The 2,199-nt window shown below is 71.8% G+C and carries 4 protein-coding genes; 1 reads left to right on the forward strand and 3 read right to left on the reverse strand.

The features are described from left to right. Positions 1-133 precede the first annotated feature (133 nt). The 3 genes from AB0C29_RS44850 to AB0C29_RS44860 are packed head-to-tail and all read right to left on the reverse strand — an operon-like array spanning position 134 to position 1,678. Complete coding sequence (locus AB0C29_RS44850) at positions 134-1,000, reverse strand: RNA polymerase sigma-70 factor (protein ID WP_360833974.1); 867 nt, start codon at positions 998-1,000, stop codon at positions 134-136. Positions 1,001-1,022: 22 nt separating this feature from the next. Continuing rightward, entirely contained in the window at positions 1,023-1,406 is a 384-nt protein-coding gene (locus AB0C29_RS44855) for a DUF1801 domain-containing protein (RefSeq protein WP_360833976.1), read from the reverse strand. 5 nt (positions 1,407-1,411) lie between these two features. Next, on the reverse strand, positions 1,412-1,678 hold the full coding sequence (locus tag AB0C29_RS44860) for a helix-turn-helix transcriptional regulator (protein ID WP_360833978.1): 267 nt from the start codon (positions 1,676-1,678) through the stop codon (positions 1,412-1,414). A gap of 76 nt (positions 1,679-1,754) precedes the next feature. Between AB0C29_RS44860 and AB0C29_RS44865 the strand changes: the two genes are divergently transcribed. Next, on the forward strand, positions 1,755-2,199 hold a 445-nt coding region (locus AB0C29_RS44865), incomplete at its 3' end, for a M24 family metallopeptidase (RefSeq protein ID WP_360833980.1).

The raw sequence follows: 2,199 nt of genomic DNA on the forward strand, positions 1-2,199 counted from the left end.
GTTCGCCGCCGCCCCGGGAGACGCGCTGATCGCACCGCAGGACGCCGTCATCGCCATTACGTCGTACCGGGAGTGGCTCGCCCGCTGATCCCGGCCGGGCCCGCACGGCGGCACCGTGCGGGTCCGGCGCCGGTCAGGACACCGCCGCGATCTTGTCGGGGTTGACCATCCACAGCAGCTGGTCGATGCCCTCGGCCGACGCGCTGATGGTGAGCAGGCCGTAGACAGCACCATCTCGGCGGAACACCGCGGCGGGCTGCCCGTTGGTGGTCGCCCACTGCACGTCGATGTCGTCCCAGAACCACGTCGAGATCGCCGCGAGGAACTTCGCCACCCGCTCCGCGCCAACCACCGGCTGACGGGCGACCCGGTGCGCCCCGTTGCCGTCGGACACGCTGGTGACGTCCGCTGCGAAGAGCTTCTCCAGCGCGCTCAGGTTCCCGGAACGGGCCGCCGCGATGAACGTCGTCAGCAGCTCCTTCTGCGCGTCCGCGCTCACCGGCGTACGGCGCTCCGCGGTCACGTGCTTACGGGCGCGGCTGACCAGCTGACGCACCGCGGGCTCGGTCGACCGGAGGATGTCGGCGATCTGCGCGTACGGGTAGTCGAAGGCCTCGCGCAGCACATAGGCCGCGCGTTCGCTGGGGGTGAGCTTCTCCATAAGCAGCAGGGTCGCGAGCTCAAGCGCCTCACCGCGCTCCGCGCCCAGGTACGGGTCCGCGCTCGTGTCGACAGGCTCGGGCAGCCACGGCCCGACGTAGGTCTCACGCCGCACCCGCGCCGACTGCAGAGCGTTGATGGCCAGCCGGGTGGCGGTCGTCGCGAGGAACGCGCCCGGGTTGACGACCACGCTGCGGTCGCTCGTCTGCCAGCGCAGCCAGACGTCCTGCACCAGATCCTCGGCCTCGGTGGCACTGCTGAGCATCCTGTACGCGATGCCGAACAGCCGTGGCCGCACCTCCTGGAAGACGGCCGTCGCGTCCCGCAGGTCCTCCGTCACCCCGACCCCCGTTCGGTCCTTGTCAGGTCTGCACCCAGCGCTTGACCAGCGTCGTGACCTGCGCCTGGCGCGCGGAGACGGCCGTCAGGTCGGGGAAGTCGATGACCGCGCGGTCGGGCGCCGGCCAGGTCATCAGACCGGCGGGGTCGTCGAAGGTGAAGCCGGCGCTGTCGGCCCGGACCTTCGCCCCGCGGTGGAAGATCAGCTGGAGCCGGCCGCGGGGTTGCAGGCGGAAGGTGACCCGGTCCTCGCCGCCGTGGCGGAAGCTCGGGGCGTTCCACTTCACGTGTTCGGAGATGGCCGGGTCGCAGGCCAGGATCGCGGTTCTGAGCTGCAGGACGCCGTCCTTGAGCGGATGCTGGAGCTCCGTCAGATACTGCTCGACGTCGGGCGACGGAGTGCCCATCCGGGTCAGGACGCCTGGCTGACGGGGGTGCCGGCCAGCCACACCTCGGCCAGCTCGCTCAGCGGGATGTCGAGGACCTCGCTCAGGCTGACCACCGTGCCGAACGCCGGCGCCGGGAGCCGGCCCACCTCGATCTTGCGCAGCGTCTCGGGTGAGATGCCGGCCGCCAAAGCCACCTCGACGAGGCTGCGGCCCGTTCGCGCGGCCCGGAGGGCGGCGCCGAGTCGCCGGCCGGCGGCGATCTGTTCGGCGGTGAGCGGTTGGCGAACCATGCCAGCAGGATAGTCCCCCGGGGCGCCCCCGGCCGAGCGTGGTATAAAAATACCGCATTCGGAGAGGGAGGCTGTCGTGATCGAGCTCAAATCCCCCGCAGAGGTGGAACAGATGGCCGTGACCGGCCGGTTCGTCGGCGAGTTGCTGGCCGAGCTCGGCGCGGCCACCGCCGTCGGGGTCAACCTGATGGACCTCGAGCACCTCGCCCGCCGGCGGATCAAGGAGCGCGGTGCCGAGTCCTGCTACTGGGACTACGCGCCCTCGTTCGGCCGGGGCCCGTTCCGCCACGTGCTGTGCCTGTCGGTCAACGACGCGGTGCTGCACGGCCTGCCGCACGACTACGTGCTGCGCGACGGCGACCTGCTCAGCATCGACATGGCGGTCACCATCGACGGCTGGGCCGCCGACTCCGCGCTGTCGGTCGTCGCCGGCACCCCCGACCCGGCCGACCTCAAGCTGATCGAGGCCACCGAGGTCGCGCTCGCCGCCGGGGTCGCGGCCGCCCGGCCCGGCGGCCACC

Origin of the sequence: Actinoplanes sp. NPDC048791, assembly GCF_040650095.1 — a bacterium.
Taxonomy (GTDB): Bacteria; Actinomycetota; Actinomycetes; order Mycobacteriales; family Micromonosporaceae; genus Actinoplanes.

What these genes read in the sequence shown, in the direction of transcription:
- AB0C29_RS44855 (WP_360833976.1), bottom strand. Translation starts at nt 1,406, where the DNA reads ATGGGCACTCCGTCGCCCGACGTCGAGCAGTATCTGACGGAGCTCCAG.
- AB0C29_RS44860 (WP_360833978.1), bottom strand. Translation starts at nt 1,678, where the DNA reads ATGGTTCGCCAACCGCTCACCGCCGAACAGATCGCCGCCGGCCGGCGA.